This is a genomic window from Robinsoniella sp. RHS, from assembly GCF_001029355.1.
In the GTDB taxonomy this organism is placed as follows: Bacteria; Bacillota; Clostridia; order Lachnospirales; family Lachnospiraceae; genus Robinsoniella; species Robinsoniella peoriensis.
This window is the reverse complement of sequence record NZ_JNGB01000133.1, coordinates 1-7,666: the sequence shown is the minus strand read 5'-3', so window position 1 is coordinate 7,666 and position 7,666 is coordinate 1. Positions and strand designations below refer to the sequence as shown.

The following is a 7,666-nucleotide window of genomic DNA, read 5'->3' as shown; positions in this document are numbered from 1 at the left end:
TTTTTATGATGACGTTACACAGGTAGTTCAAAAGTATCATATAGATCCGGCGCTGATCCAACTGGAGGTTACCGAAAGCATTATTATCAATTCATTTGATTATATCATAAATATTATGCGGCGGTTAATCGAGTTTGGGGTATCTTTTGCCATAGATGATTTTGGAACGGGATATTCCAGCCTGAGTTATATCGGAACACTTCCGGTAGAAAGTATTAAATTAGACAAAAGTTTTGTGGATAAGATCGCAGAATCCGAAGTTTATCTTCTGATCGTGAAAAATGTAATTGAGATTGCAAAGGGACTTCAGTTTCAAATTGTGGCAGAGGGAGTGGAAGGCAGGAATCAATATGAGATATTGAAGCGCCTGGACTGTGATTATATTCAGGGATATTTTTTTTCCACTCCCCTGCCCCCTGAAGAATTTGAACAGTTTTTAGAGAAAGAAACGGTTCTTGTATAAATCCGTGTAATGATACATGATGAAAGAACAGATTTTAATAAGATGCTATTCTTCTTTTATAAGGCCATTATATTCCGGGTGTTTGGAAAACCAGTGCTGGGCATAGGAGCAGGTGAGAACCGCTTTTTTGTTTTCACAGCGGAGGTGTTCAGCCAGAGCCAGCATGAGCTGACCGGCAATTCCCTGTCCCTGCAGGGATTCATCTACGAAGGTATGGTTTACCTCAACGGTATTTTCGTCTATATCCGGAAAAGTAACTTCTGCCAGCATCTTTTGGCTGGTAGTATTGTGTAAGGCAATCTGATTTTTCTGAAACGTAAAGTTCATGGTGATTACACTCCTTTCCAGTGCGTCTATGAAAATCATTTCTGCAAACTGCGTATCACTGCACGGCATATTTGCAGCAAATTCAGGTCACTTTTCTGCGGATAACGAACCAAACGGATGCGCTTGGGGATTCAGCTGGAAACTGCCGCCAGGGTCAGATATCCTGCCGATCACAGCGGAGTATCTGAATTGGAGCGAATCTAATGCAATGTGTGGCACACAGCTTGCAGAAACATTTTATAACACACTAATGAGATCAATTGTTATGAATCAAAGGCATAGATATTATGTACAGAAGTTTAGCATAGAATACATGGAAAAGCAACATAGTGGAGATAGAGATGTTAAAAAAGAGATGGATTATTTATTTGGGAATGCTGATTTTGTTATTTCAGCTTCCGGTTACGGTATATGCATCCCGGGAAGTAGACAAGGGATTGGATTATATAAAGGGACGTCCGCTCACAGAGGATGAAATCGAGGCTCAAAAGGAGTTGGAGCCTGATTTAAAAGAATTGACGCCCTACAATATTCCGGAGAGTGAGAGGGGTGCGGCACCCAGAGCAAGGATGGCGCTTCCATCAGCTTATGATTCCAGAAATAACGGATACATTACTTCGGTAAAGGATCAGAATCCCTGGGGAGCCTGTTGGGCATTTGCATTTCAGGGAACGCTGGAAGCTTCTTTAATTAAAGATGGATGGAGTGCGTCCGGACTGGATTTATCTGAACAGCACCTGGGTTATTTTACATACTACAGGGCTGCAGATTTATTTGGGAATACGGCAGGAGATCAGGTTCAGATTTACCTCAGGCAGAATGTGGACAAGGGGTATCTGGATTTTGGCGGGAATGCCCAGTGGGCAGTGATGGCTATGAGCAGCTGGACAGGAGCTGCGGACGAATCGGTATCTGTTTATCCGAAAAATACGGCATCCATCCGTCCTTTAAATAATGCCATTGCCTATCAGGATAAAGTGCATCTGCAAAATGCCAGATGGGTTGGTACAAAGGATCGGACAACCGTAAAGCAATGGATCTTAAATTATGGTGCATCATATATTTCACTGGTATACCAGCCGCAGTTTTTTAACCGCAGTACAGCAGCCTATAACTATCAGGGATATGATGACATGAATCATGCCGTTACTCTGGTAGGCTGGGATGATACGTACAGCAGGGAAAATTTTCCGGAGGGTTGTAAGCCAAAGAATAACGGAGCCTGGCTGGCAAAAAACAGTTATGGCAGTGCCTGGGGAGACAAGGGATATTTCTGGATTTCTTATGAAGATAACTATTTGAACAGAAGCGACTCTTATGCATTTGTAATGGAAGGAGAAGCAGCGGATAATTACGATTATATTTATCAGTATGACGGTACCATATACGATGGTTATGTAAGGATACAAAATGGATACAGCGCCGGAAATATCTATCAAACGGCTTCAGCGAAAGCAAACGGAGAGATACTGGAAGCGGTCTCTTTTATGAGTGAGACACCCAATCTATCTTATAAGATACAGATCTATCGAAATGTCAGGGATAAAACAAATCCTGCAAGCGGCGTGCCGGTTTATGCCAGTGAGCAAAGTGGAAATGTGTCTTATTCCGGATATTATACCATTCCACTGAAAGAAAAAGTGCATTTGGATAAAGGAGAAAAATTCTCCGTAGTTATCACATTTACCAATCGGAGCGGCACAAATGTACTTTTGAACATTGATAAGTCGGATACGAGATACAGTGATATGCATATAACAAACCATACGGAAGCCGGGCAGAGCTTTGTGGGTAATAAGAACGGAAATGTATGGTATGATGGGGATAATGAAGGTTACAGCGTACGGATCAAAGCATTTACCGCTAATGCAGCTGTTCCGAATCCTAATCCGCGTACCACACTGCTTGAGGAAATTTTCTTAAATAAAGCAAATCTGACCTTAAATAAAAATGGAACATCTACGCTTCGTGTGTCTTATTCTCCGGAAGATACTACGGTTGATAAAAAAGTAACCTGGACAAGTAAAAACAGTAAAATTGCTTCTGTGGATAAAAATGGAAAAGTGATGGGGCTGCGTGCTGGAAGTACGGTAATTACTGCCAGGGTGGGGAATCTAACCGCACAATGCAGGATTACAGTAAAATCCCCGCTGAATCATATTGTTTTGACAAAAGCAAAACTAACGCTTACACCCAAGATGACCAGCAAGTTAAAAGTAACTTTTTATCCATCGGATACAACAGATTCCAGGAAGATTACATGGAGCAGTAATCAAAAAAAGGTAGCTACTGTAAAAAATGGTGTCATTACTGCAGTGGGAGTTGGGAAAGCTGAAATAAAGGCAAAAGTAGGAAAGCGAAGTGCAGTTTGCGAAGTAACGGTAAAGAAGCCGAAAGTCAGCCTGAACAGAACCTCTACGGTGCTTTACACCTCTGGGAAAAAGACTGTAATTCTAAAAGCGGATATCCGGGGGGCCAGTAATAAAATAAACTGGAGCAGCAGTGATAAGCGGATAGCAAAAGTTGACAAAAAGGGTAAGGTTACGGCAGTTCGAAAAGGTACTGCATATATTACGGCGACAGCAAATAAAGTGAAGAAAACCTGCAAAGTAATCGTAAAAGACCCAATCCTTAACCTGCGGCATACTTCTGCACAGGTAAAGAAAAATAAAACATATGCGATAAAAGTAAATGCCATTCCGAAAGGAACAATCACTTATAAATCCTCAAAGCCCAAAGTGGCTGCGGTAAACAGGAAAGGTGTAGTAACCGGGCTTCGACGGGGTTCGGCAAATATTACCGTAAAATGTAACGGTGTTAAAAAAGTAATAAAAATCACTGTAAAATAAACGAGTGCTCTGCTGAGAATCATTTTACAGAGAAAGTAGATGTGACGAAAATGATGAATGAGACAGTTGATTATGCGCAATTTGACATACTTCCTGCAGGAGTCTGTGAGTTTCTGGGAGACGAGGCGCTGTCTTTGACGTATGTGAATACTACTTTTCATGCAATGCTGGGTTATGAAAAACGGCAGGAAATGCCGTCTGAAATGAAGGAACTGGTGTTAAAAGAAGACTGGGAAGAAATGTGTAATATGGCTGGCTTCTGTCCCGGCAATCCGGCTGCAACTCTGGAGCTGGAGGTTCGGATGAAGAAAAAGAATGGAGATACCGGCTGGTTTATGCTGCGATGTAAAGGCGACAGTGAACGGACCAGCAGAATCATGTGTATCTGCCTGGATTTTAGCCTTCGCAAAGATGCAGTCGAAGGATTGTATGGGCAGGAAGAAACATATCGTTTGATTGTATGGGAACACACGAAGAAAATGGCAGCCCGTTATGAACTGGATACAGAAATATTATATTTGTATGAAAAATCATCGGAGTTTTTTGACCGCCAGGTTATTGAAAACATGCCGGAGACCTTCATAACGGAAGGAATGGTGGCAGAAGAAAGCCAGGAAGAATACCGTGAGTTTTTCAAAAGGATGAAAGCGGGAATCCCAGCCTCTGATACCATTGTGAAAATCAACCACAGACTGAACCGTCAGGTCTGGCTGCGCCATGACTATACGATTACCGATGATGGGCGCTTTGCAGTGATATCCATGGAAGATATGACCAAAGCTCATGAAAAAGAGATCGAACATGAGCGGTGGAAACGTTCTTATGAAAGCCAGCTGACGGGAAACGTAATAAATTACCGTTATAATATTACCAGAGATACTGTGGAGTATATCAAGGGGACTATGGGAGAAGAAATCCCTAAAAGTGCGCGTACTTCCTTTACGGCAGCGGCCGCATATGTATGGGAACACTTCATATATAAAGAAGATCAGGAAAATTACAAGATTATGTTCTCTTATGCCAACTTGATGAAACGCTATTGCGAAGGGATCAAAACTCTGCATTGTGAGTTCCGGCGTCTGAATCCGGAAGGAAATTACTTTTGGGTAGAAGGCGACATACAGCTGATACAGGACCCATACTCTAAGGATATTATTGCATTTGTGGCCTTAAACGACATTGATGAGAAAAAGAAAGAAGAATTCCAACTGCAGTACCGGCTGGAAAATGATGACCTCACCGGTGTTCTGAACAGGGCAGAGGCTGTGAAAAAGGTAACAAAGATGTTAGTGAAAAGTGAAAAACGCCATAACCATGGATTTGTTATGGTAGACATTGATAATTTTAAAATGCTGAATGATTCTTACGGGCATATCATCGGAGACCAGGTCTTAAAAGAAATTGCCTATACGTTAAAAAGTGCCGGAAAGGCGGATGATGTGATAGCAAGACTTGGCGGAGATGAGTTTGTCATTTGTATGAAAAACGTTGGGAACAGCCATGCTCTTGAAAAACGCCTGGAAACCCTCCGTAAAAGAGTTGCCCGCTGGGTCAATGGGGATATCGAAATATCAGCCAGTATCGGGGCAGCTATGTACCCCAAAGACGGCACAACCTTTACCAGTCTCTATCAAAAAGCGGACATAGCTCTTTACCGGGCAAAAGCTGAAGGCCGCAACCGGGTGGTTCTATTTGAACCTGAAATGGAATATAACAATAAAGGAGATCAATTGTAACATTTTTATGTGAAATATCCACAAAATTCTTGACAAAATTTTAACTTTGTTTTATAGTATATATATCGTAACAAAGGTTTTGATTACTGACGGATAGTTGTGGAGTACCACAGGGAAATCAAAATTATATGATAAGGTCGACCGTCTGGGCAGCATTTGTTATCTATGATGTTGCCCTTTTTTAATACACTTTAGGTGTTAGAATTCTATCCGGTACCGAAAGAAATCTGCTTGACTTATTTCTTTCTATATTAACAATTGAATAATGTTCAAGTAGAGTAGATGTTATACGTAAAGTGTCACCAAAGGGGGAGGCTTTTGGTGAACGAAGGAGACTTCCGCGTTATAAGATCGCTCCCGCTACTGCGTAAAAGATGTATTGTTATTTCTATATTATTTAGAATGTGTATGGTCAGATGCTATTTCTTTGTGCAGTATAGCAGGCAGTCCCGATATTGGGCAGCTGTGTTATTTGCTGAGTGGCAAATGATTCAACTGCTTTTTTTATGGGTTAAGAATGGCAGGCAGACGCATGTCCTTACGGGGACCGTAGTATAATTTATAACGTAAATCACCGCAAAAGCGGTTAATATGAAAGGAGATATTTAACTATGGGTTACAAATCAGACATCGAAATTGCACAGGAGACTACTATGTCCCCAATTACAGAAATCGCAGCAAAAGCAGGTATTGACGAGAAATATCTTGAGCAATACGGGAAATACAAAGCAAAAATTGATTACAATCTGTTAAAAGAAAGTGATGCTCCTAACGGAAAATTAGTTCTTGTAACAGCAATCAACCCGACTCCGGCAGGTGAAGGAAAAACGACAACTACGGTAGGTCTGGCTGATGGTTTACAGAAACTGGGCAAGAACGTTATGGTTGCACTTCGTGAGCCATCTTTAGGACCGGTATTCGGTGTAAAGGGCGGCGCAGCAGGCGGCGGCTATGCACAGGTAGTTCCGATGGAAGACATCAACCTTCACTTTACAGGTGATTTCCATGCAATCGGTGCAGCCAACAACTTACTGGCAGCGATGCTGGATAACCATATCTTCCAGGGCAATGCATTAAACATCGACCCTAGAAAGATCACATGGAGAAGATGTGTGGATATGAATGACCGCCAGCTTCGTAACATCGTAGACGGAATGGGCGGAAAGACAAACGGAATGCCTAGAGAAGATGGATATGATATCACCGTTGCATCTGAAATTATGGCAGTATTATGTCTGGCAAAAGATATCACAGATTTAAAAGAGAGACTTTCCAAGATTATCGTTGGATATACATATGGAAAAATTGCAGAGCAGAAACCGGTAACCGCAGGCGACTTAAATGCACAGGGCGCTATGACAGCACTGTTAAAAGATGCTCTGAAACCAAACCTGGTTCAGACTCTGGAACACGTGCCTGCAATCGTTCACGGCGGACCATTTGCCAATATCGCACATGGCTGTAACTCTGTAATTGCAACAAAGATGGCATTAAAACTGGGTGATTACGCAATCACAGAAGCAGGATTCGGCGCTGACCTTGGAGCAGAGAAATTCCTGGATATCAAATGCCGTATGGCAGGGCTTACCCCTTCCGCAGTTGTTATCGTAGCAACCGTGCGTGCATTAAAATACAATGGCGGCGTTCCAAAGGCTGACTTGAATAACGAAAACTTAGAAGCACTGGAAAACGGTATGCCAAACTTACTGAAACATGTAAGCAACATCAAAAATGTATACGGTCTTCCATGCGTAGTGGCAATCAATGCATTCCCAACGGATACCAAGGCTGAATTAGACCTGGTAGAAGCAAAATGTAAAGAACTTGGTGTAAACGTAGCACTTTCTGAAGTATGGGCAAAAGGCGGTGAAGGCGGCGAAGCTCTTGCAAAAGAAGTAATCCGTTTGGTAGAAGAGCCAAGCGAATTCCACTATTCTTATGAATTAGAAGGAAGTATCGAAGATAAATTAAATGCAATCGTACAGAAAGTATATGGCGGAAAGAAAGCCGTTCTCACAGCAAATGCTCAGAAGCAGGCAAAAGAACTGGAAAACCTTGGATTCGGGAACTGCCCGATCTGTGTTGCTAAGACACAGTACAGTCTGACAGATGACCAGACAAAGCTTGGCGCACCGACAGACTTTGAAGTAACAGTACGTAACTTAAAGATCTCCGCAGGAGCAGGCTTTATCGTAGCCCTCACAGGAGAGATCATGACCATGCCAGGACTTCCAAAAGTACCGGCAGCAGAAAGAATCGACGTAGACGAGACAGGAAAGATTTCCGGATTG

5 protein-coding genes and 2 riboswitches are annotated in these 7,666 nt (G+C 42.3%); of the genes, 4 read left to right on the top strand and 1 reads right to left on the bottom strand.

What is annotated here, in order from left to right; translation table 11 throughout:
* Window positions 1-463, top strand: a 463-nt coding sequence (locus RHS_RS25460) for an EAL domain-containing protein (RefSeq protein WP_047834766.1), incomplete at its 5' end; no start/stop codon positions are given.
* Between the two features lie 45 nt (window positions 464-508).
* Here RHS_RS25460 and RHS_RS25455 read toward each other — a convergent pair.
* On the bottom strand, window positions 509-790 hold the full coding sequence (locus tag RHS_RS25455) for a GNAT family N-acetyltransferase (protein WP_044295491.1): 282 nt from the start codon (window positions 788-790) through the stop codon (window positions 509-511).
* Window positions 791-1,131: 341 nt separating this feature from the next.
* On the opposite strand from RHS_RS25455, the gene RHS_RS25450 reads away from it, so the two are divergent.
* From RHS_RS25450 to RHS_RS25435, 3 genes are all read left to right on the top strand, one after another.
* Window positions 1,132-3,639: an Ig-like domain-containing protein gene (locus RHS_RS25450; RefSeq protein WP_047834765.1), complete on the top strand. Its 2,508-nt coding sequence runs from the start codon at window positions 1,132-1,134 to the stop codon at window positions 3,637-3,639.
* 50 nt (window positions 3,640-3,689) lie between these two features.
* Window positions 3,690-5,375: a GGDEF domain-containing protein gene (locus RHS_RS25445; protein WP_027296541.1), complete on the top strand. Its 1,686-nt coding sequence runs from the start codon at window positions 3,690-3,692 to the stop codon at window positions 5,373-5,375.
* A 72-nt stretch (window positions 5,376-5,447) separates the two neighbouring features.
* Window positions 5,448-5,533: riboswitch (ZMP/ZTP riboswitch) on the top strand.
* A 114-nt stretch (window positions 5,534-5,647) separates the two neighbouring features.
* Window positions 5,648-5,740: riboswitch (THF riboswitch) on the top strand.
* Window positions 5,741-5,986: 246 nt separating this feature from the next.
* A partial coding sequence (locus RHS_RS25435) for a formate--tetrahydrofolate ligase (RefSeq protein WP_047834763.1) occupies window positions 5,987-7,666 on the top strand: 1,680 nt, incomplete at its 3' end.